Raw genomic sequence first — 23137 nt, 5'->3', positions numbered from 1 at the left:
TCAGCGGCTGACGCCCACCTGCAGCCCCTGCATGATGTAGCGCGAGGCGAACGCCAGCAGCACGAGCGGTACCGATGCCGTGACGAACAGGCCCGCCGATACGAGCGGCTGATCGTTGAGGTAGCGGTCGCCGATCGTCGCCAGCGTCGGGGTGAGCAGCCACAGCGACTGGTCCCGGATGAGGATGACCGCGAAGATCAGCTCGTTCCAGACGCCGAGGAACTGCAGCACCGCCAGGGTGGCGATGCCGCTGGCGCCCATGGGGCGCACGATCGACCACAGCGTGCGGAACAGGCCCGCGCCGTCGATCCGCGCGGCCTCGATCACCTCGTCGGGGATCGAGCGGAACGTGAGGGTCAGGAAGAACGTCGCGAAGGGCAGGCCAGTGGCGACGTAGACGAGGATCAGTCCCGGATAGCCCTGCAGGCCGAGCCGGGCCAGCAGCAGATAGATCGGGATGATGAGCACCGGCCCCGGGATCAGCATCACCGACACGAAGGTGGCGGTGACCCACTTGGTCCCGGGCACGGGCAGCTTGGCGAGCGCGTAGCCGGCGATCGTCGCGAGGATCAGGACGATCACGACGGCGATCGAGGTGACCATGAGGCTGTTCACGAACGCGCGCCCGAGGCCGTAGGCCGACGAGAGCGTGGCGTAGTTGTCCAGGGTCCACTCGCTGGGAAGGCCGAAGGGGTTCTGCAGGTAGTCCGCGTTCGGGCGCAGGCTGGTGATGATCACGAACCACAGGGGGTAGATGATCGACGCCGCCAGCAGGCACAGGGCGATGAAGATCGGCCATCGGACGCCGCGGCTGCTGAGGCGGCCGCTCACGCTCTCGGACATCAGTCCTCCTCCCCCAGCTTGAACACCCTGTTCTGGATGACCGTCAGGATGCCGATGAACAGGAACAGGACCACGGCGAGCGCGGCCCCCGAGCCGAGGTTGCTGCTCGAGAAGGCCCGCAGGTACACGAGGTAGTCGATCGTCGTCGTCTCGAATCCGGGACCGCCCGCGGTCATCACGAAGACGAAGCCGAAGAGCGAGGTGAACGTGTAGAGCACGTTGATGATGAAGACGAAGCCGAGCACGCGGCGGATGTTGGGCAGGGTGATGTACCAGAGCCGCTTCCACCAGCCGGCGCCGTCGATGGCCGCCGCCTCGAACACGGCGGGGTTGATCGAAGTGAGACCGGCCAGGAGGAGCAGGGCCTGATAGCCGAAGCCCGACCACACCAGCGCCATGATGATGACGAAGATGGCGAGGGTGCCGTCGGTGAAGAACTGGATCGGCTCGATGCCGAACAGCGCGAGCGCCTGGTTGACGCCGCCGTAGTAGCCGAACGCGTTCCGGAACATGATGCCGATGACCGCGACGGAGAGCACGTTCGGCAGGAAGAAGATGACCCGGAAGAAGCGCCAGCCGCGCACGCGCTCGAACAGCAGCACCGAGACGATGAGGGCCGCGAAGATCACCAGCGGCACCGAGATGAGGAACTTCAGGTTGTTGAGGAACACCTGGTGCACGACCGGATCGGTCAGCAGCGCGGTGTAGTTCTGGAAGTTGTTCCACTCGAACCGCAGGCCGTTCGTCTTCGTGAAGGAGATGAAGACGGCGAAGGCCACGGGGAACGCCATGAAGCCGACGACGATGAGGAAAGCCGGCGCCACCGACAGCAGGCCGATGAAGCGGTCGCGGCGGCGGAAGCCGCCGGGACGGCGGGCGGGGAGACGGTCCGCTCCGACCACCACCGCCTGGGTGGTGGTCGGAGCGGACGAGGACGAGGAACTCACTGGTTCGCGATCTCCGCCTGGTACGAGTCCGCCAGCTGCCGCACGGCGTCCTCCGGCGTGATGCTGCCGAGGAATACCCCCGCGTTCACCCGGTAGAACAGGTCGATCGTGGCCTGCGGCATCACCGAGTCGAAGGCGAAGACGATGCCGTCGGTGGCCTCCTGCAGGAGCGTGAACTCCTGCTGGAGCAGCGGGTTCTCGATGAGCGAGGCGTCGGCGTCGCGGTGGTTGGACGCCTGCGTCTGGTAGAGCTTCACGAACTGATCCTGGTTGGCCGGTTCGGCGAGGAACTGCAGGAACTCGCCGGCGAGCTCCTTGTTCTGCGAGTAGTTCGTCATCGACAGCGCGATCTCGGGGCCGCCCGCCGCCATCTTCGGGTACGCGGCGCCCTCGAGCATCGGGATGAGCGAGACGCTCACATCGTCGCCGAACGCGTCGACCATGTTGTTGTTCTCCCAGCTGCCCACGATGTAGTACGCGCTGGAGCCGTTGACGAACCCGGCCGTGGACTCGCCGTTGGAGACCTGGCCGGCGTCGGGGTTGGCCAGGCCGCTCTGACCGAGCTCCGCGTACGCCTCGTACGCCTTCACCATGGCGGGGTCGTCGACGGGGATCTCCCCCGCGTACATCTGCGTGAACGCGGACTCGCCCAGCTCGCCGCCCACGAGGGCGCTGATGATCCACGCCCCGACGTAGCCTTCGAGGTTGGCCATCCAGAAGCCGTTCTTGTCGGTGCGGTCGACGACCTGCCGGCCGTTCTCGACCAGCTGCTCCCACGATGTGATCGGCTCGGCGGGGTCGATCCCGGCCTCTTCGAGGATCGCGTTGTTGCCGAACACCGTGAACATGTTGCCGGCGCCGTACGGCATGCCGAGGATCGCCCCGTCCGCCGAGAATCCCTCGCGGTTCACGTTGAAGCCGCTCATCGACTCGATGATCTCGGGGGTGAGGTAGGGCTCGAGCGGCTCGAAGAACTCCGCGAACGAGATGGTGGGTCCGCCTGCGTACTGCACGCGGATGTCGGGTCCGTCGCCCGCGATCGAGGCCGCCTGGAACTGGGCGCTGTTCGCGGAGATGTCGCCGCCCTGCTGGACCACCGTGACGGTGACCCCCTCGTTCTCCTCCTCGAACTTCGCGGCCATCTGGTCGATGAACGAGTTCTCGAGGTCGGCCTCGCCGCTTTCGAGGGTGCGCCCCAGGATGCCGGTGTCCCAGATCACGAGCTCTCGGTCACCGGACTGCGTCTCCTCGGCCGGTGCGCACGCGACGAGCGAACCGATCAATCCTGCGGCGAGCACGAGCCCACCGACGGTGCGAGTCTTCATTGCTGTGTCCTTTCGTTGGGAGCACTCCGCCGGCGTCGGCCGGCCGGAACGGACGTCGACGGACGGCCGGAAAGGATGTCGGTGCGTGCGGGGCCGCCTTCGGCTCGACACGGATACGGGTTGTGCGACATCTTCGTCCCATCCACGGCGACAGTGACCATGACGGTCACTCGCGATTATTACATCATACCTAGCATGGTGTTCCGCAAGAGTTCGGCGCGGAATCGGCGTTGCCAAATCGTCAGGATCGCGGTTACATATGATGTATCTCGAACAAAGGTGTGCCCTGTGATGAAAATCGACGCGGTCGACTTCTTCTACGCCTCCATGCCGGAGGTGACCCTGGAGGCCGATGGAAGTCAGGATGCGCTCCTGGTGCGCGTCACCGCGGGCGACCACGTCGGATGGGGCGAGTGCGAGGCCTCGCCGCTCACCTCCATCGCCGCCTTCGTCGCGCCCCGCTCCCACGGCGTCTGCCAGCCGGTGGGCGCGAGCGTGCTCGGCGAGTCTCTCGACGGCCCCGAGGACATCGCCCGCATCGCGCGCCTGGTCGCCCGCAACAGCATGGACCTCCTGCAGGCCGCGCACACGTGGTCGGGCATCGAGATCGCGCTCTGGGACCTGCTCGGACGCGCCCGCGAGGAGCCGGTCTGGAGGATGCTCGGCTACGCCGAGAGCCACGCCAAGCTCCCCTACGCGTCCATGCTCTTCGGCGCCACCCCGCAGGACACCCTCGAGCGCGCCCGCTCGGTGCAGGCCCGCGGATTCCACGCCGTCAAGTTCGGGTGGGGTCGCTACGGCACCGGCAGCGCGGCCGAGGACGCCGACCACGTCGCCGCGGCGCGCGAGGGACTCGGCTCCGATGCGCTCCTGCTCGTCGACGCCGGGCAGATCTGGGGCGACGACCTCCAGCCGGCCCTCGAGCGACTGCCCGCACTCGAGGCGGCCGGGGCCACATGGCTCGAGGAGCCCTTCCTCCCCCACGCCTTCGTCCCCCACGCCGAACTCGCCCGCGCCGCCCGCGGGGTCGGCATCGCCGGCGGCGAGGGCGCGCACACCGTCCACATGGCGACGAATCTCATCGACTACGGCAACGTGCGGTTCGTCCAGATCGACGCGGCACGCATCGGCGGCATCGGACCCGCCAAGGAGGTCGCCGACCATGCCGTGGCGAGCGGAGTGACCTTCGTCAACCACACCTTCACCTCCCATCTCGCCCTCTCGGCCTCGCTGCAGCCGTTCGCGGGCCTCGCCGACCACCGCATCTGCGAGTACCCCGTCGAGCCCAAGCGCGTCGCGGAGGTGCTGTCGGTGCAGCACATCACCCCCGACCACAACGGCGAGATCCGCGCCCCCGATGCGCCCGGCCTCGGCATCGACGTCGACCTCGACGCGCTCCGGCCGTACCTGCGCACCGTCGACATCGCCATCGACGGCGTGCCGGTGTTCTCCAGCCCTCTGCCCGTCGACGGCCCGCCTAAAGTGAATGCCATCAGCTAACCCCCAAGGAGGTCGCTCGTGGCCGACGCTACGGAAGTCGATCGCGGCTCGGGCTACGCCATGCGCGGCTTGCAGGCGAAGGTCATCGAGGGCATCGGACGGGCGATCGTCCGCGGCACCTACGCGCCCGGAGACCTCGTTCCGAAGGAGGCCGAGCTCACCGAGCAGTACGCCGTCAGTCGCACCTCCGTCCGCGAGGCCATGCGCGTGCTCGCCGCGAAGGGCCTCGTCGACATCCGGCAGAAGATCGGCACCCGCGTGCGGCGCACCGATCAGTGGAACGCCTTCGACGTCGACATCCTCCGCTGGCACAGCGACGAGGGACGCGGGGAGTCGATCTTCAAAGACCTCGTCGAGGTCCGCCAGATCATGGAGCCGCAGGCGGCCCGGCTGGCGGCGGGACGCGCGAGCATGGACGACCTCCGCCGCCTCGAGACCGCGCTGCGCGCGATGGACGCCTCCGTCGGCGATCGCGACGCCTACGCCCACGCCGACGTCGACTTCCACGTGGCCGTCTACGGCGCGAGCCACAACGCCCTGCTGCGCCAGTTCGGCGCCGTCGTCGCCGACTCGATGTACCTCAGCTTCAGCGTGCAGCAGGTCACCGCGACGAACGAGGCCCGCCTGGCCGCCGACGTCGCCCAGCACGCGAACGTGCTGGCGGCGATCAACCGCGGCGACGGCGAACGAGCGGCGAACGCGATGCTGGAGGTGGTGCTCGATGGAAAGTCCGCCCTCATCGAGGCGCTCGGACATCCCGAGGCCGCCGGCGACGACTGAGGACCCGGCGCTGATCCTGCGGACGGGCGGGGCGCGCGCCCGGCTCCTGCCCGGCGAGGGCGCCGTCGTCGACGAGCTGTCCGTGGACGGCATGTCGGTGCTCGCGCGCACTCCCTGGGCTGATCAGGTGGCCTGGGCCGACCGGGTGACGCGCGGCGCCCCCGCCGCGACCGAGGACGAGTGGGTCCGCCGGTGGCGCGGCGGGTGGCAGCTGTGCGCGCCGACGGCGGGCGCCCCCGAGCCCGGGGCCCACCCGCGCCAGTACTTCCACGGCGCCGCGTCGCAGGCGCCGTGGCGCGTGCTCGCGCACGAGACGGCGCGTGCCGTCGTGGAGTGGAGCGACGACGATGTGCGGATCACGCGCGAGTGGACGCTCGCGCCTCGCTCGCTGACGGCGTCGACGACCCTCGTGCAGACGGGCGGACGGCCGCGTCCGCTGAGCGTCGCGGAGCACCTGATCCTCGGCGGCGACCTCTTCGCGCCGCTGTCCCGGGGCGAGGGACTGCGGCTGGAGACCGACGCGGAGGTGTCGCCGCTCGGCTACGACGGGTCCCCCACGGGGGCCGGGACCGAGGCGTTCGGCGGCCGGTGGAGCGACTTCGACGCCGCCACCCCCGCGCGCCTGGGCGCCCTCACCCCGCGCGGCGAGCGCCGGGTCATCGTGCGCGCCGGCGAGTCCTCGGTCGAGGTGACCTGGACCGGTCTTCCCCATGCGCTCCTGTGGGAGGAGGCGGGCGCCTCGGCCGGCGAGCCGTGGAACGGTCAGGTGTTCGCGCTCGGGGTGGAGCCCACCACGACGCCCCACGGCATCGGCAGCGCCGCTCCCGAGGGCGTCGTCGAGCTGCGCCCCGGCCAGAGCCTCACCTGGACGACGACGCTCCGCGTGCGTCCCGCTTCGCGATCGACAGAAAGGCCCGCGCCATGACCTCGTCCCTCCGCTGCATCGTCACCGGCACCTCGAGCGGGATCGGGGCGGCCATCGCGGCCGACCTCCGCGCGCACGGGCACGAGGTGGTGGGCCTGGACATCGACCCCGGAGCCGATGCCGGCACGACCGTGCGCGTCGACCTCGCCGACCGCGACGCGCGCACCGGGGCCTGGAACGAGGCGCGCGGGCGACTGGGCGAGGTGGACGTGCTCGTGAACGCCGCCGGCGTCTTCCGCGAGGGCTCGGTGCTCGACTCGGGGCCATCGGACTGGGACACGGTGTGGCGGGTCAACCTCGAAGCGCCGATGGACCTCATGCGGTGCGCGGCGCGGGAGATGGCGCCCCGGGGATGGGGCCGCATCGTCAACATCACGAGCATCCACGCCCGCCTCGGCCACCCCGCGTGCCTGGCGTACGACACCGCGAAGGCCGCGCTCGAGGCGGCCACCCGGTCGGCGGCGCTCGACCTGGCCGGATCCGGTGTGCTCGTCAACGCCGTCGCGCCCGGCTTCGTCCGCACCCGGATGAGCCTGCTCCCGGACGGCACCGACGAGTCCGACACCGAGGACTTCCGCGCGCGGTACGTCGAGGGCGGGCGGCTCCCCCTCGGACGCAGCGCCGCGGCCGACGAGATCGCCCCGGTCGTGCGGTTCCTGACGTCGCGGGACAACACGTACACGACCGGCGCGGTGTGGGGCGTCGACGGCGGCCTCGGGGCGCGGTTCTGATGCGCGCGCACGCCGCGGTCACCGGCCTCGGCTTCCCCGAGTCGCTGCGCTGGCGCGCGGGCGAGCTCTGGTTCAGCGACATGTTCCGCGGCCGCGTGCACCGCTGGACGCCCGGCGAGCCGATGCAGGTGGCGATCGACGACGCGCACGGCGGCCCCCGGATGCCGGGCGGCCTCGGCTGGCTCCCCACCGGCGAGCTGCTCGTCGTCGACGCCGACGGCCGGCGGGTGCTCGGTGTGGCGGGCGCCACCGTGCGCGAGCACGCCGACCTGACGGGGGTGTTCTCGCACCCCGCGAACGACATGCACGTGGACTCCGCCGGCCGGGCCCTCGTCGGCGGCTACGGCTTCGATCCCGACCGCGACGCGCCCGTGGCGTCCCGCCTCGCCCGCGTCGAGGCGACGGGCGAGGCGCGCGCGTGGGGCGAGCCCCTCGTCTTCCCGAACGGATGCGACGCGCTCTCCGGCGGTGCCGTCGTGGTCGCGGAGACCTTTGCCGACCGGCTGAGCATCCTCGACGGCGACGGGCGCCGGATCCGCGAGATCGCGATGCCGTCGGGATCGGGACCCGACGGCCTGAGCGTCGCGCCCGACGGGTCGGTGTACGTCGCGCTGGCCTTCGCCGGCGAGGTGGTCCGCGTGCGGGACGGCGAGGTCCGCACCGTCTGGCGACCGCCCGCTGGGGACGACGGACCGCTGTCCTGCTACGACTGCGCCGTGAGCGACGACGGACGGCGGCTCGCCGTCGGCGTCGCCAGCCGCGACGAGGCGCACGCGATGGGCACCGACACGGGAGCTGTCTGGCTGCTGCCGCTGGAGACGATCGACGAAGGAGAGTCATGAGACTGATGCGCCTGGGTGAGCCCGGGATGGAACGACCCGTGGTCCGAGTCGGCGATGACGCCTACGTCGACGTGTCCGACCTCGTCCCCGATTTCGACGCGGCGTTCTTCGCGGGCGGGGGCGTCGAGCGGATCCGCGCGGCGGTCGCCGGGCGCGCGCGCGACGGGGAGGTCCGGGCCTTCGCCGGAGAGCGGATCGGCGCGCCCTTCGCGCGCCCCCACCAGGTCGTCTGCGTGGGGCTCAACTACCGCGACCACGCGCTCGAGAGCGGCATGCCGATCCCGGGCGAGCCCATCCTCTTCAGCAAGTCGCCCAACACGGTGGTGGGGCCCGACGACGACGTCCGGCTTCCCCGCGGCGGCGACAAGACCGACTGGGAGGTGGAGCTGGGGATCGTCATCGGCACGCGCACGCAGTACCTCGACTCCCCCGACCAGGCGCGGGCGCACGTCGCCGGCTGGGTCCTGGTCAACGACGTGAGCGAACGGTCGTTTCAGCTCGAGCGCGGAGGCCAGTGGCTCAAGGGGAAGTCGGCGGAGACCTTCAATCCCGCCGGGCCGTGGCTGGCGACGCCCGACGAGATCGCCGACGTCGGGGCGCTCGCGATGACGCTCGACGTGAACGGCGAGCGCCGCCAGACCGGCTCGACCGCGACGATGATCTTCGACCCGTTCACGCTGGTGCACTACATCAGCCAGTTCATGGTGCTCGAACCGGGCGACCTCATCAACACCGGCACTCCGCCGGGGGTGGGCATGGGGATGACGCCGCCGCGCTACCTCCGGGAGGGAGACGTCATGACGCTCGAGATCGAGGGCCTCGGCCGACAGACGCAGCGGGTGGTGGGGGCCCGATGAGGCGCGCACTCGTCACGGGCGGCGCGAGCGGGCTGGGCGCGGCGACGGCCGAGCGGCTCCGCGCCGACGGCCTCCACGTGATCACCCTCGACCGCGCCGGTGACGTCGACGAGCGGGTCGACGTCACCGACGCCGCAGCTGTCGACGCCCTCGCCGCGCGCGTCGGCCCGATCGACGTGCTCGTCAACTCCGCCGGCATCGTCGGCCCCAACCGCGACCTCGTCGCGACCGGGCTCGACGAGTGGCGGGCGACGCTGGAGGTGAACGTCATCGGCACCGTGGCCATGATGCGCGCGTTCCTCCCGGGCATGGTCGAGGCCGGATGGGGACGCGTCGTCAACATCGCCAGCATGGCCGGCAAGGACGGCAATCCGCAGCTCGCCGCCTATTCCGCGTCCAAGGCGGCCGTCATCGCCCTCACGAAGGCCGCGGGCAAGGAGCTGGCCACCACGGGGGTGCTGGTCAACGCGATCGCCCCGGCCGTCATCGCCACGCCGATGAACGCGACGACCGCGCCGGAGGTGCTGGAGCGGATCACCTCGCTCATCCCGATGCGGCGCGTCGGCGAGGCGCACGAGGTCGCCGCACTGATCTCCTGGCTCTGCTCGACGGAGGTCTCGTTCTCCACGGGCGCGGTGTACGACATCAGCGGGGGGCGCGCCACCTACTGACCTGCGGCCGAGCCCGCACCGCGGCGCGCGTCGGGGGCGGCGGATAGCCTGACCGTCATGGAAGCCGAGACCACCCGCACGCGCGCGCTCGCGCCCTCACCCGCCCACGCGATCATCCCGGCGTACCTCCTCGCCCGGCTGGCCGCGACATCCCACCCCCGGTTCGCCGTCGCCTCCGAGGCGGCGCGCGCGACCCTGGCCGCCCCGCGCGCCTACCGCCCCGTGCGCGCGAGCCTCGATCTGTCCGTCGACGGCGGCGCGCTCGTCGTCGAGGCCTCCCCCACACCCGACCGCGTGGTCTCCGACGCGCAGAACAGCGAGACGCTCCCGGGCGTGCGCGTGCGCGGGGAGGACGATCCGGCCACCGGCGATGCGGCCGCCGACGCCGCATTCGACGGGCTCGGCGCGACCTTCTCCTTCCTGTGGGACGCGTTCGAGCGCGTGGGTCTCGACGGGGCGGGCGGGTCGCTCCTGGCGACCGTGCACTACGGCGAGCGCTACGACAACGCCTTCTGGAACGGCGAGCGCATGGTCTTCGGCGACGGAGACGGCGAGGTCTTCACCGGCTTCACCCGCTCGCTGACCGTCATCGCCCACGAGCTCGGCCACGGCGTGATCGAGAGCGCGGGCGGCCTCGTGTACGCGGGCCAGTCCGGCGCGCTCAACGAGTCGATCGCCGACGTGCTCGGCGTGCTCACCGAGCAGCACGCGCGCGGCCAGCGCGTCGACGACGCGTCCTGGCTCATCGGCGCGGAGATCTTCACCGACGCCGTGCAGGGCAGCGCGCTGCGCTCCATGAGCGCACCGGGGACCGCGTACGACGACGACGTGCTCGGCCGAGACCCGCAGCCCGCCCACATGCGCGACTACGTCGACACCACCTCCGACAACGGCGGAGTGCACATCAACTCCGGCATCCCCAACAAGGCGTTCCACCTCGCCGCGATGGCGCTGGGCGGGTTCGCCTGGGAGCGCGCGGGCCGCATCTGGTACCGGACGCTCACCGGAGGATCCCTCACGCCCACGGTGGACTTCGCCGCGTTCGCGCGGGCCACGCTCGACACGGCGGTGCGCGAGTACGGTGAGGAGTCGGAGGAGCACGCCGCCGTCCGCGCCGCCTGGTCGGGCGTCGGCGTCATCGACGATGCCGCACCCCGCTGACCCCGATCCCGCCGGCGATCCGCCCCCGGACGCCGGCACGCCGACCACTCCCGGCGCGCCGACCAGCCCCGACGGGACGACCGCGCCCACTCAGCCGACCGCGTCCGGCGCGGACGGGATGTCCGTCGTCGTCGAGCGCAGCGGGGGCTTCGCGGGCCTCACCCGCCGGTGGAGCGTGACCGCCGGGCCCGACGATGCGACCTGGACCGCGCTGGTGGACGCCTGCGACTGGGACGGCGACGGCACGGGCCGCGCGGCGTCGGAGCCGGCCGGGGCGGACCGCTTCTGCTGGACCGTGACCGCGCGGACCCCGGCCGCCGAGCGCTCCGCCGCGCTGGCGGAGCACGAGGTCGACGGGCCCTGGCGTGCGCTCATCGACGCCGTCCGCTCAGCGTCCGAACAGTGATCGGCGCTTCTTCTTCGGGTGCAGGTGCTTCTGCAGGTAGATGGTGCCCAGCCAGCGGCCGAACTTGAAGCCCACCCGCCCCATCCGGCCCACCTCGACGAACCCGAGCTTCTCGTGGAGGGCCACCGACGCCTCGGCGCCCTTGTCGCTGATGACGGCGACCATCTCGCGGATGCCGAGCTCCTCGCACGCGGCGATGAGGGCTTCGAGCAGGCCGCGCCCGAGCCCCTTGCCGGTGGCCGCCTGCCCCAGGTAGATCGAGTTCTCGACCGTGTACCGGTATCCGGATCCGCCGGTCCAGGGCGAGACGAGACCGTAGCCGAGGATCTGGCCCGTGGGCGACACGGCCACGAGGAAGGGGAGCCCGAGCTTGTGCAGGTGGTCGAACTTGTCCACCCACTTCGCGTGCGACCACTTCTTCTCGTCGAGGGTGACGACGGAGTTCGTCACGTAGTAGTTGTAGATCTCTCGCACGTCGGCCATGTCGGTGCGCTGCGCGGAGCGGATCTCGTACGAGAACGGCCGCTCGGGCGCGGGAGCACGGCGCAGATGGAGCGGCAGCACCCTCCGCGACTTCTCGTACTCCTCTTCCAGCATGAGGCTCAGCCTAGGGCGGGGACCCGCCAGTCCACCGGGTCGGCGCCCAGATCGGCCAGCAGCGCGTTCGCGCGGGAGAACGGCCGAGAGCCGAAGAACCCCCGGCTCGCCGACAGAGGCGACGGATGGGCCGACTCGATGATCGGGGTGTCGCCCAGGAGCGGCCGGAGGTTCGCGGCATCCCTCCCCCACAGGATCGCGACGAGCGGACCCGGGCGGGCGACGAGCGTGCGGATCGCGTGCTCGGTGACCTTCTCCCAGCCCCACCCGCGGTGCGACGCGGGCTGGCCCGGCATCACGGTGAGCACGCGGTTGAGGAGCATGACGCCCTGGTCGCTCCACGACGAGAGGTCGCCGTGGGCCGCCCGCGGGATGCCGAGGTCGGCCTCGAGCTCCTGGTAGATGTTCGACAGGCTCCGCGGCAGCGGTCGCACGTGGGCGTCGACGGCGAAGGACAGGCCGATGGGATGGCCCGGCGTCGGGTAGGGGTCCTGACCGACGATGAGCACGCGCACCTCGTCGAGCGGGCGCGAGAACGCGCGGAGCACCCGGTCCCCGGCGGGGAGATAGCCACGACCGGCGGCCGTCTCGGCGCGCAGCCGCTCGCCCAGCGCGGCGATGTCGGGGCCGACCGGAGCCAGCGCCTCGGCCCAGGCGGGGTCGATGAGCCCGGCCGCGGCAAGCTGAGGCAGCGCGAGGGCCATCACGCGCTCGCCTGCGTGCCGCCGTCCTCCTCGACGACGGTTCCCTTCGCGGACCACGGGAAGTCGATCCACAGCGGCGTCTCGCGCCAGGCGTAGTCCGGGAGGGCGACCGAGCCGGGCTTGGTGTAGATGCAGACCGAGCGCACGTCGGCGCCCGCCTCCTGGAGCAGCTGGACGGCGAGCGCGAGGGTGCGGCCGCTGTCGGCGACGTCGTCGACCAGCAGCACCCGCTTGCCGGGGAGATAGCCGAGGTCGAGGTCGGGCGGCAGCAGCTCGGGGGCGTCGAGGACCGTGCCGATGCCGGTGTAGAACTCGACGTTCAGCGCACCGCAGCTCTTGACCCCCAGGCCGTAGGCGATCGCGCCTGCCGGGAGCAGCCCTCCCCGGGCGATGGCGACCACGACGTCGGGGACGAACCCGTCGTCGACGATCCGGCGGGACAGCTCGCGCGTCGCCGCCCCGAACCCGTCCCAGGTCAGCTTCTCGCGCTCCTGCGTCACCCGCTCCTCCTTCAGCCCGACCGGTCGCTGCGGCGCCCGGCCCTCGTCGGAACCAGCCTAGGACGCGCGCCCCGCACGAAAGACCGGGTCGCGCCGGAGCTCAGACCTAGACTGACGCCGTGGCATCCCGAACCGCATCCTCGTCGCCCTCCGCGGCGCGCTCCTCGGCACTGCGCTCCTCGACGTTGGGGATCACCGCCGGCCTCATCGGCTGGTTCGTCCTCGTCGAGATCGTCAGCGGCATCCTGCAGGGCTACTACGTGCCGCTGTTCAGCGACATCGTCATCGCCCTGGACATCCACGACTCCGACGTCAACTGGTTCGAGGCGGCGCAACTGCTGCTGTCCGCGCTGGTCGTGCCGGTGCTGGCCAAGCTCGGCGACATGTACGGGCACAAGCGGATCCTGCTGATAGCGGCGATCCTGACCGCCGGAGCGACGTGGTGGCTCGCCTTCGCCGGGTCGTTCTGGACCTTCCTCATCGCGTGGGCGCTCCAGGGCTTCTACGTCGTGTGGCTGCCGCTGGAGATCGCCCTCATCTTCGAGCGCGGCCGCGAGCAGAATCGCGGCGTCTCGCTCACTCGGCGCGCGGCAGGCCTCCTGGTGGTCGGCCTGCAGGCGGGGGCCATCATCGGCGCCCTGGCGGCCGGCCGCATCTTCGCGGCGACCGGCGGCGACCTCACCCTCACGCTCATCGTCCCGGCGGTCGCGGTGACCCTCGTCGCGGTCGTCATCTGGCTGTGGGTGCCCGAGTCGACCCCGCAGCCCGGCCGCTCGCTCGACACCTGGGGCTTCGTGATCCTCGCGTGGGGGCTGCTCCTCGTCACGAGCGCGCTGGCGTGGATGCGCCTCATCGGCGAGCTCGGCCTCGGCGCCGGCGCGTGGTTCGGCGTCGGTGCGCTCCTCGTGGTCGGCGTGCTCGTGCTGGTCGGGTTCGTGCTGTTCGAGCTGCGCCAGCAGGATCCGGCGATCGACATCCGCGTGCTCGCGCGGCCGGACATGTGGCCGGTCCAGGCCACGGCGTTCCTCATCGGCATCAGCCTGCTCGGCGCGCAAGGCCCGCTGTCCACCTACGCGGGCACCGACCCGTCGCTGGGCTACGGGCTGGGACTGGATGCCACCGAGCGCTCCAACATCATCGGCGTGTACCTCGTCTCGCTCATCGTCGGCGCCGTGCTGTTCGCGATCACCTCCCGCCGCGCGAGCCCCCGCGTCGTGCTCATCGCGGCGGCGCTCCTCGTGGGCGTCGGCTACACCCTGTTCCTGCCGTTCCACCTGGAGCTGTGGCAGGTGCTGCTGAACCTCTCGATCGCGGGCCTCGGATGCGGTGCGCTCGTCGGCGCCATGCCGGCGGCCGCGGCGGCCGCGGCGCCGCTGGGGCAGACCGGCGTGGCGTCCGCTCTCACCAACACCACCAAGACGATCGGCGGCACCTTCTCGTCAGCGGTCTTCGGGGTCGTCCTGGCCGGCGGCGCGGGCGTCGTGGCCAGTCAGACCGCGGCCTCGCTCGGCGGCTATCTGACGGTGTGGGCGATCTGCGCAGGCGGCGGCTTCCTCGCAGCCGTCCTGCTGCTGTTCGTGCCGAAGGTCGCGTTCTCCGACGCCGCGGAGGTCTCGCCCTCCGCGCCTCTCCCCGGTCGTTGAGAGAGGAGCGCAGCGACGAGACGAAACGCAGAGGAGCGCAGCGACGAGACGAAACGCAGAGGAGCGCAGCGACGAGACCAAACGCAGCGCTGCTACAGCCGCGGGCGCAGGGGGCCGCGGGCCAGCAGATGCTGGGCCGACTGGGCGACGGGGCGCATCGTGACGAGGTCGAGGTTCACATGCCCGGGCGCGTTCAGCGCGTACGCGATGACGTCGGCGACGTCGCCGGCGGTCAGCGGATCCGCCACGCCCTCGTAGACCTTCTCCGCGGCCGCCCGGTCGCCGCCGAGGCGGTTGAGCGTGAACTCCTCGGTGAACACCATGCCCGGGGCGATCTCGGTCACGCGGATCGGCTCGCCGTTCAGCTCGAGCCGCAGCGCACGGGCGAGCATGGACTCCCCCGCCTTCGCGGCGTTGTACCCCGACCCGCCGGGGTAGGCGGTCTGGGCCGCGGTCGACGTGACGAACAGGGTGTCGGCGTGACCGCCCTCGGCGATCGAGGAGCGCAGCAGCGGCAGCACCGCGGCCGTCACCCGCTGGGCGGAGAGGACGTTCACCTCGAACATCCAGCGCCAGTCCTCGGCGACGCCGTCCTCGACACGGTCGGTGCCGCGCGCACCGCCGGCCACGTGCACGAGGGCGTGGACGTCTCCGGTCGACGAGAGGTGCTCGGCGAGCGCGTCGACGTCGGCGGGCGACGTGAGGTCCGCGGCGAAGGAGACCGAGCCGACCTCGGCGTCGAGGGCCTCCAGGCGGTCCGCGCGACGGGCGACCCCGACGACGTCCCACCCGCCGGCGCGCAGCGCCCGCACGGCGGCCTCACCGATCCCCGAGCTCGCTCCGGTCACCACTGCGCGTCGCGTCGTCATGACATCCACGCTACGACACATCGGCGCGCCGGCCCCGTCCCGCCCCGGAATCACGCGGGATCGGCACGTTACGTCACATTTCCCGCGCCTTGTCGGCGCCACGGCACCGACCGTACTGTCGAGCAACGGCATCCGCCGCCTCAGACCACGCGACCCGAACCCGCAGGAGCACATCATGTCGGCAGCAGAGAACTGGCGCTTCGAGACCAAGCAGATCCACACGGGCGCCGCTCCCGACCCGGTCACGAAGGCGCGCGCCACCCCGATCTACCAGACCACGTCGTACGTGTTCGACAACGCCGACCACGCGGCGAACCTGTTCGCGCTGGCCGAGTTCGGCAACATCTACACGCGCATCCAGAACCCGACGCAGGACGTCGTCGAGCAGCGCGTCGCCGCGCTGGAGGGGGGCACCGGCGCCCTCCTGGTCGCGTCGGGCCAGGCCGCCGAGACCTTCGCTGTCCTGAACATCGCCGAGGCCGGCGACCACATCGTCTCGTCCAGCTCGATCTACGGCGGAACGTACAACCTCTTCAAGTATACGCTCGCCAAGCTCGGCATCGAGGTCACCTTCGTCGAGAACCAGGACGATGCCGAGGAGTGGCGCCGCGCCGTGCGGCCCAACACCAAGCTCTTCTTCGCCGAGACCATCGGAAACCCGAAGATCAACATCCTCGACATCCGCACCGTCGCCGACGTCGCCCACGAGGCGGGCGTGCCGCTCATCGTCGACAACACCATCGCGACGCCGTACCTCATCCGCCCGTTCGAGCACGGCGCCGACATCGTCGTGCACTCGGCGACGAAGTTCCTCGGCGGCCACGGCACGGTCATCGGCGGCGTGATCGTCGACGGCGGCTCGTTCGAGTGGTCCAAGAACGTCGAGAAGTTCCCGGGTCTCACCGAGCCCGACCCCTCGTACCACGGCGCGTCGTACACGACGGCGGTCGGCGACGGCCTGGCGTACATCATCAAGGCGCGCGTGCAGCTGCTGCGCGACCTCGGTGCCGCCATCTCGCCCCAGAGCGCGTGGCTGCTCATCCAGGGCATCGAGACGCTGTCGCTGCGCATCGAGCGTCACGTCCAGAACGCGCAGGAGATCGCGGAGTGGCTCGAGAACCACGACGACATCGCCTCGGTCAACTACTCCGGCCTGCCCACCTCGCCCTGGTACGCCGCGGCCAACCGCTACGCACCCAAGGGCGTCGGCGCCGTGCTGTCGTTCGAGCTCAAGGGCGGTGTGCAGGCGGGGCGCGAGTTCGTCAACGCTCTGACGCTGTTCAGCCACCTCGCCAACATCGGCGACGTGCGCTCGCTCGTCATCCACCCGGCCTCGACGACCCACTCCCAGCTGACGCCCGAGCAGCAGCTCACCACCGGCGTCACCCCGGGCCTCGTGCGTCTGTCGATCGGTCTCGAGAACATCGACGACCTCAAGGCCGACCTCGAGCAGGCACTGGCCGCCGCGCGCCGCGTCTCGGAGACTGCCCGCGCCTGAGCGTTCCTCCTCAGAACGACACGGATGCCTCGTCCTTCGGGACGGGGCATCCGTCGTTCCGCCGGCGCGTCGCCCCGCCCCGACGGCAACGACGGAGGCCTCGACGGTGGCGAAAGCAGGCTGAAGCGGCTCCGACCGCCGCCCACCGTCTCTTTCGTCCGTTTCAGCCTGCTCGCGACACGCTCAGACGCTGATCACGACACCTCGCGCTCGTCCCGCACCGACGGGACGTAACACGACGACGGCCGGCGACGAAGCCCGGGACAATGGAGCCATGGACTGGCAGACCTCCGAGGACACGGTGCCGAGCGCACCGATCACGGAGGCTGACGCGCGCCTGCTGCGCGCCCGCCCGCCGGCCACCGGGGCGTGGCGCGACGGCGACGCCCCCGGCGAGCGCCGGTTCGCGGCCCTCGGCGCCTTCCGCACCGAGGCGGGGCGCGAGCTTCCCGCCATCCGCCTCGCGTACGAGACCTGGGGCGAGCTGTCGCCGGCGGCCGACAACGCCGTGCTCGTGCTGCACGCCCTCACCGGCGACAGCCACGTGCGCGGGCCGGCCGGCCCCGGCCACGCCACCGCGGGCTGGTGGGACGACATCGTGGGGCCCGGAGCCGCGATCGACACCGACCGCTGGTTCGTCGTCGCGGCGAACATGCTCGGCGGGTGCCAGGGCTCGACCGGCCCATCGAGCATCGCCCCCGACGGCTACGAGTGGGCGGCGCGGTTCCCGGGGCTGACCATCCGCGATCAGGTGGAGGCGCAGGCCCGTCTCGCCGACGCGCTCGGGATCCGCGCGTGGGCCGCGGTCGTCGGCGGCTCGATGGGCGGCATGCACGCACTGGAATGGGCCGTCGGACATCCGGAGCGCGTCGAGCGTCTCGCGGTGCTCTGCTCACCGCCGACCACGACCGCCGACCAGGTCGCGCTCAACTCGGTGCAGCTGGAGGCGATCCGCATGGACCCCCGCTTCGCCGGCGGCGAGTACTACGACGCCGCCGACGGCGAGGGGCCGCACCGGGGCCTCGCGCTCGCGCGCCGCATGGCGCTGCTGAACTACCGCAGCCCCACCGAGCTCAATCAGCGCTTCGGCCGCAGCTGGCAGTCCGACAAGAGCCCGCTCACCGGCGGGGGCCGCTACGCCGTGGAGAGCTACCTCGACTTCCACGGCAACAAGTTCACCCGCCGCTTCGACGCCAACTCGTACCTCACCCTCGTGGAGGCGATGAACTCCCACGACATCGGCCGCGATCGCGGCGGGGTCGAGGACGCACTCGCGAGGATCACCGCCCGCACCCTCGTGCTCGGCATAGACAGCGACCGCCTCTTCCCCGTCGACGGTCAGCGGCGGATCGCCCGCGGCATCCGCTCGACCATCGACGACGACGTGGTGGTGCTCTCCAGCGACTTCGGCCACGACGGCTTCCTCATCGAGAGCGAGGCCGTCGGCGCCCACCTGCGCCGCCTGCTCGACGCCTGATCAGCCGACGAGCGCCTGGGCCCGCTCGGCGCGCAGACTCATCACGGCGATCGCGAGGCCGAGCGCCGCCAGCAGCGCTCCCGTCCAGATCGGCGCCACGAAGCCCAATCCGGCCGAGATGACGACACCGCCGAGGAAGGCGCCGGTGGCGTTGCCGATGTTGAGGGCGGAGTGGTTCAGCGCCGCCGCGATGGACTGGTTGTCGCCGGCCACATCCATCAGACGGGTCTGGATCGTCGGGCCCAGCACCGCGGAGGCGAATCCGATCGCGAAGACGAACAGGCCGAGCGTGACGATCCAGCCGGCCGTCAGGGCGAGCGCGATCTGCACAACGACGAGGCCTGCCAGCCCGCCCACGAGGGTGCGCCGCAGATCGCGGTCGGCCAGCCTGCCCCCGACGAGGTTGCCGGTCGTCATCCCGAGCCCCATGACCACCAGGACGATCGGCACGGCCCACGCGGGCGATTCCGCCACCTCTGTCACCACCGGGGCCACGTAGCTGTAGGCGGCGAAGAACCCGCCGAAGCCGATCGCACCGATGCCGAGGGCGAACCAGACCTGCGGCACGCGGAAGACACGCAGCTCGGCGCGGAGGGTGCGGCCCGCATCGCCGGCGTGCGGCGGCACGAAGACGGCGATCATGACCGTGGCGGCGGCGAAGATCACCGCCACGAGGAGGAACGCGATGCGCCAGCCGAACTGCTGCCCGAGGAAGGTCCCGAGCGGCACACCGACGACGTTCGCCACGGTGAGGCCGGTCAGCACGAAGGCCACGCCCTGGGCACGTTTGCCGGGGCCGAGCACGTCGGAGGCCACGAGGGCGCCGATTCCGAAGAAGGCGCCGTGCGGGAGTCCGGCCAGCAGCCGCGACACCGCCACGGTCTCGAAGGTCGGGGCGAAGAACGTGAGTGCCGTGAAGAACGTCAGTGCGCCCGCGAGCACCAGCATGACGCGGTGACGCGGGTACTTGGCGACGGCGCCGGCGATCGTCGGCGCCCCGACGACGACGCCCAAGGCGTACAGGGAGATGAGCCAGCCGGAGTGCGCGATGGCGACGTCCGAGTCGGCGGCCCACACGGTCGGCAGGAGGTCGCGCGCGATGTCGGGCAGCAGTCCCATGACGACGAACTCGGTCATGCCGATGCCGAAGCTGCCGATGGCGAGAGAGAGGAGCGCCCCCGTCGCCGCACCCCTCGAGAGAGTCGAGGAGGTCACTGACTCATGCTAGTCGCCCCGCGAGGTCTCCCCGAGCGCCCGCTCGAGCCGCTCGATCTTCCCGTCGATCTCGCCGGTGTAGCCGGGCCGGATGTCGGCCTTCAGCACGAGCGACACCCTCGACCCGTAGGGCAGTACGGCCTCGGTGGCGGCCTTGACGACGGCCATCACCTCGTCCCACTCCCCCTCCACCTCGGTGAACATCGAGCTCGTGCGGTGCGGGAGGCCCGAGGCGCGCACGACGGCGACCGCCGCGGCGACCGCATCGTGCACCGAGCCGTCGGCGCGGCCGGTGCCGCTGGGGGCGACGGAGAAGGCGATGAGCATGGGAGACCTCCGGAGGATCGATCAGCGGGCGACGCGGCGGGTGCCGACGCCGGTGTGACGCGGTGGCCGCACCCGCGCGAGGCGGCCGACCATCCAGGCGAACAGCACGATGAGGACGACGTTGCGGACGGTGAGCAGGCTCACCGCGAGCGGCTCGGGCACGAGGATGCCCATGTAGAGCACCGGGTACACGAGCTGGGTGAGGAGGGCGGCGGTCAGGGCGAGGGTGGCCGGGCCCGTCCATGCCGGACGGTCGATCATGAGGCCGATCACGAGCGAGGGCACGAGCCAGCACAGGTACTGCGGGGAGCCGACCTTGTTGAAGACGATGAAGCCGGTCACCAGTGCCAGCGACAGCACCGGGAAGAGGGCGTGGAAGGTCGCCCCCTGCCAGGCCTTCAGCGCGCCGATCACCGCGACGGCTCCCATCGCCAGGACCAGGAGCGGCGTCATCGCGGCGATGACGGGATCGATCTCGGTCCCGGTGACCTGGAAGGTCAGCAGGTCGAACGAGTAGTACACGGAGAAGCCGTCGAGGCGCAGGAGCGCCCCCCAGAGGTACGGCGCCGCGACGGGAGCCTCGACCTGGAGTCCGCGGGTGGCCTGATCCCCGATGAAGCCGAAGGCGTGCGCGGCGCCGCCGGCCGCCCAGACGGCGGTGAGGGTGAGCCCCGAGACGACGAGCGCGCCGCCCACGACCGCCGCGCGCCGGCGCATCGCCACGACCGCGGCGGCGAGCAGCGCCGCCGGCCAGACCTTGACCCAGGTCACCGCCGCCAGCAGCACCGAAGCCAGCCACGGGCGGCCGACCAGCCACAGGCAGCCCGCGATCGCGACCGGCACCGTGAAGCCGTCGAGGCGGTACAGGCCCACCGGCCCCAGGGCGGCGATATAGGCCAGCCAGTACCACGCGGCGACCGTGCGGCCGGTAGATCGGGCGCGGCCGAGCAGGAGGGCGAAGGCCGCGGCGTCGACCAGGGTCACCAGCAGCACCCATGCGACGGTGTACGAGCCGACGATCGGCACGAAGGCGTGAGCGAGCACCATCGGGATGAGCGCGAGCTGCGGGTAGACCCACGGTTCATCGATCCCGACGATGCCGCCGCCCGCGAGCGCCTGGGCCGACCACGGCTCGTACACGCGATAGACGTCGCCCATCGGCTCGTTGGGCATCAGGAAGCCGAGCCAGGCGACGCCGAGGTGGACGGCGACGAACACCACCCACATCACCGTCCGTCTCGACACGCTCCCATCCTAGGGAGCGGGAGGCGGGCACCCGCGGCCCGACGCCGACCTGTGGTCAGCCGCGCCGCAGCAGCGCGCCCACGGCGGCGGGCAGCTGCTCGGCGACGTCGAGGGCCGTCACCGGGCCGCCCTCCGCGGCGGCGACGGCGCGTGCGGCCGCCTGCGCGTGGAGCCACGAGCCGGTCGCGGCGAGGGGTCCGAGCTCGTCGGCGTCCACCGCACCGCGCGCGGCGGCCGCGGCGACGACGGCGCCGACGACGCCCGCGAGCACGTCGCCGGTCCCGGCCGTGGCGAGCCAGGCCGACGCGGCGGGGAGGGTGGTCGACCATCCCGACGGCGTCGCCACGACCGTGCGCGAGCCCTTGAGCAGCACGCATCCGCCCAGGGCCGCGGCGGTCTCCCGTGCCGCCCCGATCCGGTCTCGCCGGGGTGCGAGGCCGAGCGCGTCGCGCAGGCGGGTGTGCTCGCGTTCGTGCGGCGTCACCAGCACCGGCGCCGCAGCCCCCGGTGCCAGGTCGAGCGCTCCGGCATCCACGACCACGGGCGCCTCGCCGGCCAGCAGCGCCTGCAGCGCGTCGGTCTCGGCGGCTTCGCGCGCGGCCGCGTCCGTGCCCGACCCGATCACCCAGGCCTGTACCCGACCTTCTCCGGTGACGGTCTCGGGGCGGCGGGCGAGCACCAGATCGGCGGCGCGGTCGGGTCCGACGTAGCGCACCATGCCCACTCCCGTGCGCCACGCGGCCTCCACGCCCAGCACCGCCGCGCCGGGGTAGGCGGTCGAGCCGGTTCGCACCCCGAGCACGCCCCGGGAATACTTGTCATCGGCTGCCGTTGGCTCACGAAGGACGCGAGCCGCATCGGCGGGCGTCCATCCTCCATCCATGGCGTCACCCTACCGGCGCGAACCCTCTGGAGCACCACCGCATGAGTCTGCTGTTCTCCCCGATCGACCTGCACGGCATCACCGTCCGCAACCGCCTCTGGGTGGCGCCGATGTGCCAGTACTCCGCCGAGGAGGGCGTGCCGAACACCTGGCACCTCGTGCACCTGGCGCAGTTCGCGTCGGGAGGAGCCGGCATGGTGATCGCCGAGGCGACCGCCGTCACCGCGGAGGGACGCATCTCCCCCGAGGACACCGGGATCTGGAACGACGCCCAGCGCGACGCCTGGCGTCCGATCGTCGACGCGATCCGCGCCCGCGGTGCCGTCCCGGGGATCCAGCTCGCCCACGCCGGCCGGAAGGCGTCGACGTGGTCGCCCTTCACCGGCGCTCGGGGCACCGTGCCCGCGTCCGAGGGCGGGTGGCAGACCGTCGCGCCGTCCGCCGTCGCCTACGAGGGCTTCGACGCGCCCGAGGCGCTCACCGCCGAGCAGATCGATGAGCTCGTCGACGCGTTCGCCGCCGCCGCCGTGCGCGCGGTCGATGCCGGTTTCGAGGCGCTCGAGGTCCATGCGGCCCACGGCTACCTGCTGCACCAGTTCCTCTCACCGCTGTCCAACCAGCGCGACGACGAGTACGGCGGGTCGCTCGAGAACCGCGCACGACTGCTGCTGCGGATCGTCGAAGCCGTCCGCGCCGCCGCGCCCGACGTCGCGCTGCTCGTCCGCTTCTCGGCCACCGACGCCGCCGACGGCGGCTGGGACGTCGCCCAGACCGCGACGGTCGCCGGATGGGCGGCCGAGCGCGGCGCGGAGTTCTTCGACATCTCCAGCGGCGGTCTCGTCGCCCACCAGCACATCACGACGGGTCCCGGCTACCAGGTGCCCTTCGCCGCGGAGGTCCGCGCCGCGGGCGTCGGCCCCGTCGGCGCCGTCGGCGAGATCACGACCGGCGCGCAGGCCGAGCAGATCCTCGCCGCCGGCGACGCCGACGTGGTGCTCGCGGGGCGCGAGTGGCTGCGCGACCCGCACTTCGGACTCCGCGCCCTCGGCGAACTCGGCGAGAGCGACCGGACTCTCGAGCGCCCGCTCTGGCCTGTCCAGTACGCGCGCGCAGCCCGCTGACCCGGTTCCCGACTCGACACAGCAGGGGGCGGACGCGATCGCGTCCGCCCCCTGCTTCTGTATGTCAGCG

Annotated in this window: 24 protein-coding genes; 13 read left to right on the top strand and 11 right to left on the bottom strand. The window is 71.8% G+C overall.

Features of this window, described 5'->3' with window-relative positions:
* Genes ACPWUT_RS04015 through ACPWUT_RS04005 form a run of 3 tightly spaced genes read right to left on the bottom strand, consistent with a single transcriptional unit; the run spans position 1 to position 3115 of the window.
* Positions 1 to 843: a carbohydrate ABC transporter permease gene (locus tag ACPWUT_RS04015; protein ID WP_425840879.1), complete on the bottom strand. Its 843-nt coding sequence runs from the start codon at positions 841 to 843 to the stop codon at positions 1 to 3.
* A complete protein-coding gene (locus ACPWUT_RS04010; protein ID WP_284529889.1) occupies positions 843 to 1790 on the bottom strand; it encodes a carbohydrate ABC transporter permease in 948 nt (315 codons plus the stop codon). The genes ACPWUT_RS04015 and ACPWUT_RS04010 overlap by 1 nt, the downstream gene beginning before the upstream one ends.
* Complete coding sequence (locus ACPWUT_RS04005; protein WP_425840876.1) at positions 1787 to 3115, bottom strand: ABC transporter substrate-binding protein; 1329 nt, start codon at positions 3113 to 3115, stop codon at positions 1787 to 1789. The genes ACPWUT_RS04010 and ACPWUT_RS04005 overlap by 4 nt, the downstream gene beginning before the upstream one ends.
* Before the next feature lie 291 nt (positions 3116 to 3406).
* Here ACPWUT_RS04005 and ACPWUT_RS04000 point away from each other — a divergent pair, with 291 nt between their 5' ends.
* The 9 genes from ACPWUT_RS04000 to ACPWUT_RS03960 are packed head-to-tail and all read left to right on the top strand — an operon-like array spanning position 3407 to position 10988.
* Complete coding sequence (locus ACPWUT_RS04000) at positions 3407 to 4615, top strand: mandelate racemase/muconate lactonizing enzyme family protein (protein ID WP_284529943.1); 1209 nt, start codon at positions 3407 to 3409, stop codon at positions 4613 to 4615.
* Between the two features lie 18 nt (positions 4616 to 4633).
* Positions 4634 to 5395: a FadR/GntR family transcriptional regulator gene (locus ACPWUT_RS03995; RefSeq protein ID WP_425840873.1), complete on the top strand. Its 762-nt coding sequence runs from the start codon at positions 4634 to 4636 to the stop codon at positions 5393 to 5395.
* Positions 5337 to 6320 carry a hypothetical protein gene (locus ACPWUT_RS03990; RefSeq protein ID WP_425840870.1) on the top strand — a complete coding sequence of 328 codons (984 nt, stop codon included), beginning with the start codon at positions 5337 to 5339 and terminating at the stop codon, positions 6318 to 6320. The genes ACPWUT_RS03995 and ACPWUT_RS03990 overlap by 59 nt, the downstream gene beginning before the upstream one ends.
* A complete protein-coding gene (locus ACPWUT_RS03985; protein WP_425840867.1) occupies positions 6317 to 7051 on the top strand; it encodes an SDR family NAD(P)-dependent oxidoreductase in 735 nt (244 codons plus the stop codon). The genes ACPWUT_RS03990 and ACPWUT_RS03985 overlap by 4 nt, the downstream gene beginning before the upstream one ends.
* Positions 7051 to 7893, top strand: a complete 843-nt coding sequence (locus tag ACPWUT_RS03980) for an SMP-30/gluconolactonase/LRE family protein (RefSeq protein ID WP_425840864.1) — start codon at positions 7051 to 7053, stop codon at positions 7891 to 7893. The genes ACPWUT_RS03985 and ACPWUT_RS03980 overlap by 1 nt, the downstream gene beginning before the upstream one ends.
* Positions 7890 to 8750, top strand: a complete 861-nt coding sequence (locus ACPWUT_RS03975; protein ID WP_425840861.1) for a fumarylacetoacetate hydrolase family protein — start codon at positions 7890 to 7892, stop codon at positions 8748 to 8750. Before ACPWUT_RS03980 ends, ACPWUT_RS03975 begins: the two co-directional genes overlap by 4 nt.
* Positions 8747 to 9421: an SDR family NAD(P)-dependent oxidoreductase gene (locus ACPWUT_RS03970; RefSeq protein WP_425840858.1), complete on the top strand. Its 675-nt coding sequence runs from the start codon at positions 8747 to 8749 to the stop codon at positions 9419 to 9421. The genes ACPWUT_RS03975 and ACPWUT_RS03970 overlap by 4 nt, the downstream gene beginning before the upstream one ends.
* Before the next feature lie 57 nt (positions 9422 to 9478).
* Positions 9479 to 10582: a M4 family metallopeptidase gene (locus ACPWUT_RS03965; protein WP_425840855.1), complete on the top strand. Its 1104-nt coding sequence runs from the start codon at positions 9479 to 9481 to the stop codon at positions 10580 to 10582.
* Positions 10566 to 10988, top strand: a complete 423-nt coding sequence (locus ACPWUT_RS03960) for a protealysin inhibitor emfourin (protein ID WP_425840852.1) — start codon at positions 10566 to 10568, stop codon at positions 10986 to 10988. Before ACPWUT_RS03965 ends, ACPWUT_RS03960 begins: the two co-directional genes overlap by 17 nt.
* Here the strand turns inward: ACPWUT_RS03960 and ACPWUT_RS03955 are convergent.
* The 3 genes from ACPWUT_RS03955 to ACPWUT_RS03945 are packed head-to-tail and all read right to left on the bottom strand — an operon-like array spanning position 10971 to position 12789.
* Positions 10971 to 11585, bottom strand: a complete 615-nt coding sequence (locus ACPWUT_RS03955; protein WP_425840849.1) for a GNAT family N-acetyltransferase — start codon at positions 11583 to 11585, stop codon at positions 10971 to 10973. The genes ACPWUT_RS03960 and ACPWUT_RS03955 overlap by 18 nt on opposite strands.
* Before the next feature lie 5 nt (positions 11586 to 11590).
* Positions 11591 to 12289 carry a uracil-DNA glycosylase gene (locus tag ACPWUT_RS03950; protein ID WP_425840846.1) on the bottom strand — a complete coding sequence of 233 codons (699 nt, stop codon included), beginning with the start codon at positions 12287 to 12289 and terminating at the stop codon, positions 11591 to 11593.
* On the bottom strand, positions 12289 to 12789 hold the full coding sequence (locus ACPWUT_RS03945; protein ID WP_425840843.1) for a phosphoribosyltransferase: 501 nt from the start codon (positions 12787 to 12789) through the stop codon (positions 12289 to 12291). The genes ACPWUT_RS03950 and ACPWUT_RS03945 overlap by 1 nt, the downstream gene beginning before the upstream one ends.
* 119 nt (positions 12790 to 12908) lie before the next feature.
* On the opposite strand from ACPWUT_RS03945, the gene ACPWUT_RS03940 reads away from it, so the two are divergent.
* Complete coding sequence (locus tag ACPWUT_RS03940) at positions 12909 to 14432, top strand: MFS transporter (protein ID WP_425840840.1); 1524 nt, start codon at positions 12909 to 12911, stop codon at positions 14430 to 14432.
* A 92-nt stretch (positions 14433 to 14524) separates the two neighbouring features.
* Here ACPWUT_RS03940 and ACPWUT_RS03935 read toward each other — a convergent pair whose 3' ends face one another.
* The gene (locus ACPWUT_RS03935) at positions 14525 to 15301 is read right to left on the bottom strand and encodes an SDR family oxidoreductase (RefSeq protein WP_284529868.1); all 777 of its coding nucleotides are present in this window, start codon (positions 15299 to 15301) and stop codon (positions 14525 to 14527) included.
* 175 nt (positions 15302 to 15476) lie between these two features.
* On the opposite strand from ACPWUT_RS03935, the gene ACPWUT_RS03930 reads away from it, so the two are divergent.
* Together ACPWUT_RS03930 and metX are read left to right on the top strand one after the other, a co-directional pair.
* Positions 15477 to 16799 carry a bifunctional o-acetylhomoserine/o-acetylserine sulfhydrylase gene (locus ACPWUT_RS03930; protein WP_425840837.1) on the top strand — a complete coding sequence of 441 codons (1323 nt, stop codon included), beginning with the start codon at positions 15477 to 15479 and terminating at the stop codon, positions 16797 to 16799.
* 274 nt (positions 16800 to 17073) lie between these two features.
* Positions 17074 to 18276, top strand: a complete 1203-nt coding sequence (metX, locus tag ACPWUT_RS03925; RefSeq protein WP_284529866.1) for a homoserine O-acetyltransferase MetX — start codon at positions 17074 to 17076, stop codon at positions 18274 to 18276.
* Here the strand turns inward: metX and ACPWUT_RS03920 are convergent, their stop codons facing one another.
* From ACPWUT_RS03920 to ACPWUT_RS03905, 4 genes are read right to left on the bottom strand one after another with little or no spacing between them, the layout of a single operon-like run.
* Entirely contained in the window at positions 18277 to 19491 is a 1215-nt protein-coding gene (locus tag ACPWUT_RS03920) for an MFS transporter (RefSeq protein ID WP_425840834.1), read from the bottom strand.
* A 9-nt stretch (positions 19492 to 19500) separates the two neighbouring features.
* Entirely contained in the window at positions 19501 to 19818 is a 318-nt protein-coding gene (locus ACPWUT_RS03915; RefSeq protein ID WP_284529864.1) for a thiamine-binding protein, read from the bottom strand.
* A gap of 21 nt (positions 19819 to 19839) precedes the next feature.
* The gene (locus ACPWUT_RS03910) at positions 19840 to 21063 is read right to left on the bottom strand and encodes a hypothetical protein (RefSeq protein ID WP_425840831.1); all 1224 of its coding nucleotides are present in this window, start codon (positions 21061 to 21063) and stop codon (positions 19840 to 19842) included.
* Between the two features lie 55 nt (positions 21064 to 21118).
* Positions 21119 to 21946, bottom strand: coding sequence for an ADP-dependent NAD(P)H-hydrate dehydratase (locus ACPWUT_RS03905; RefSeq protein ID WP_284529862.1), 828 nt, complete (start codon positions 21944 to 21946; stop codon positions 21119 to 21121).
* A 41-nt stretch (positions 21947 to 21987) separates the two neighbouring features.
* Between ACPWUT_RS03905 and ACPWUT_RS03900 the strand changes: the two genes are divergently transcribed.
* Entirely contained in the window at positions 21988 to 23067 is a 1080-nt protein-coding gene (locus tag ACPWUT_RS03900; protein WP_284529861.1) for an NADH:flavin oxidoreductase/NADH oxidase, read from the top strand.
* Positions 23068 to 23137 lie beyond the last annotated feature (70 nt).

Origin of the sequence: Microbacterium sp. PA5 (assembly GCF_049860775.1) — a bacterium.
GTDB lineage: Bacteria > Actinomycetota > Actinomycetes > Actinomycetales > Microbacteriaceae > Microbacterium.
This window is presented reverse-complemented; position numbering and strand designations above follow the sequence as displayed.

Excerpts from the sequence above, each read along its gene's own strand:
- ACPWUT_RS03970 (WP_425840858.1), top strand. The coding sequence starts at position 8,747 with ATGAGGCGCGCACTCGTCACGGGCGGCGCGAGCGGGCTGGGCGCGGCG.
- ACPWUT_RS03900 (WP_284529861.1), top strand. The coding sequence starts at position 21,988 with ATGAGTCTGCTGTTCTCCCCGATCGACCTGCACGGCATCACCGTCCGC.
- ACPWUT_RS03965 (WP_425840855.1), top strand. The coding sequence starts at position 9,479 with ATGGAAGCCGAGACCACCCGCACGCGCGCGCTCGCGCCCTCACCCGCC.
- ACPWUT_RS03980 (WP_425840864.1), top strand. The coding sequence starts at position 7,051 with ATGCGCGCGCACGCCGCGGTCACCGGCCTCGGCTTCCCCGAGTCGCTG.
- ACPWUT_RS03990 (WP_425840870.1), top strand. The coding sequence starts at position 5,337 with ATGGAAAGTCCGCCCTCATCGAGGCGCTCGGACATCCCGAGGCCGCCG.
- ACPWUT_RS03960 (WP_425840852.1), top strand. The coding sequence starts at position 10,566 with ATGCCGCACCCCGCTGACCCCGATCCCGCCGGCGATCCGCCCCCGGAC.
- metX (WP_284529866.1), top strand. The coding sequence starts at position 17,074 with ATGGACTGGCAGACCTCCGAGGACACGGTGCCGAGCGCACCGATCACG.
- ACPWUT_RS03975 (WP_425840861.1), top strand. The coding sequence starts at position 7,890 with ATGAGACTGATGCGCCTGGGTGAGCCCGGGATGGAACGACCCGTGGTC.
- ACPWUT_RS03955 (WP_425840849.1), bottom strand. The coding sequence starts at position 11,585 with ATGCTGGAAGAGGAGTACGAGAAGTCGCGGAGGGTGCTGCCGCTCCAT.
- ACPWUT_RS03950 (WP_425840846.1), bottom strand. The coding sequence starts at position 12,289 with ATGGCCCTCGCGCTGCCTCAGCTTGCCGCGGCCGGGCTCATCGACCCC.
- ACPWUT_RS04005 (WP_425840876.1), bottom strand. The coding sequence starts at position 3,115 with ATGAAGACTCGCACCGTCGGTGGGCTCGTGCTCGCCGCAGGATTGATC.
- ACPWUT_RS04000 (WP_284529943.1), top strand. The coding sequence starts at position 3,407 with ATGAAAATCGACGCGGTCGACTTCTTCTACGCCTCCATGCCGGAGGTG.
- ACPWUT_RS03905 (WP_284529862.1), bottom strand. The coding sequence starts at position 21,946 with ATGGATGGAGGATGGACGCCCGCCGATGCGGCTCGCGTCCTTCGTGAG.
- ACPWUT_RS03935 (WP_284529868.1), bottom strand. The coding sequence starts at position 15,301 with ATGACGACGCGACGCGCAGTGGTGACCGGAGCGAGCTCGGGGATCGGT.
- ACPWUT_RS04015 (WP_425840879.1), bottom strand. The coding sequence starts at position 843 with ATGTCCGAGAGCGTGAGCGGCCGCCTCAGCAGCCGCGGCGTCCGATGG.
- ACPWUT_RS03985 (WP_425840867.1), top strand. The coding sequence starts at position 6,317 with ATGACCTCGTCCCTCCGCTGCATCGTCACCGGCACCTCGAGCGGGATC.
- ACPWUT_RS03915 (WP_284529864.1), bottom strand. The coding sequence starts at position 19,818 with ATGCTCATCGCCTTCTCCGTCGCCCCCAGCGGCACCGGCCGCGCCGAC.
- ACPWUT_RS03930 (WP_425840837.1), top strand. The coding sequence starts at position 15,477 with ATGTCGGCAGCAGAGAACTGGCGCTTCGAGACCAAGCAGATCCACACG.